The organism is Streptomyces sp. NRRL WC-3549, from assembly GCF_000721935.1.
GTDB lineage: Bacteria > Actinomycetota > Actinomycetes > Streptomycetales > Streptomycetaceae > Streptomyces.
Map to the genome: position 1 here is coordinate 46,415 of NZ_KL585422.1, position 945 is coordinate 47,359.

The following is a 945-nucleotide window of genomic DNA, read 5'->3' on the forward strand; positions in this document are numbered from 1 at the left end:
GGCTGCTGCTGCTGCCGTTCATGGTGGTCAACCTCGCCCACTGGATGCGCCCCGGCGCACGCGGGAGCGGCACGGCGGTCCGCCTGTACGGCGTGGTGGTGCGGCTCATCGCCCTCAGCCTCACCGTGCTGCTCACCGCGGCCGTCTGCGAGGTGGCGCTCGACCTCGTCGCCTGGCAGTGCGCCGGCGCCCCCGAGTGCGTCGGCCGGCGCTCCTGGCTGGGGTTCGTCTCGCCCGGCCAGGGCGGCTGGTGGTCCCAGCCCGGCCGCCGCCTGGCCCTCGCCGCCCTCCTGCCCACGGCGCTCGTCGTCCTGCTCTGGTACCTGTCCAACCGCACCTGGAGCGCCTACGAGTCGCAGCGCCCGCTCGACCTGGAGGAGTCGGACGGCCCCCCGGCACCGGCGGCGGACCCGGAGCCGTCCGGTGCCCCCGCCGTCCGCCCCGCCCTCGGCCGGCCCGGCTTCTGGTACGGGCGCCGGCTGGTGGCCCGGCTGCGGGCCGCGCACACCGCCGCGGGCTTCCTCACCGTCGCGGCCGCCCTCGCGGGAGCGGCCGCCCGGTACGACCGGTCCGCGGACGGGCCCGTACCCGCCCCGGTCGGCCGGCTGTTCGAAACGGGGCTCGTCCTCTGCGGGATCGTGGTCGTCACGGTGGTCTGCCGCAGGGGCCGCAGCGAGCGGCGCCTCGACAACCGGATCGACCGCGCGGTCACCTCCTTCCTGCCGGCCACCGCGCTGGCCCTGCTGGTCCTCGCCGCCGTCTACGCGGCCTGGTCCCGCCCGCGCTGGGACTCCTCCGGCGCTCTTCCCGGCGAGGCCGTCTTCGGCGTCCTCGTGCTCGGCCAGGTGCTCCTCGTCGTCGTACTCGCCGGTGCGGCACTGCGTCTCCACGGCCGTGCGGCCGAGGCGCGCACCACCATGCGCGGGCTCGGCGGGCCCGCCGTGG

General features: G+C 77.6%; 1 pseudogene. It reads left to right on the top strand.

The features are described from left to right. Positions 1-945 (top strand): annotated as a pseudogene (locus IH13_RS38420) (hypothetical protein); the annotation flags it as partial.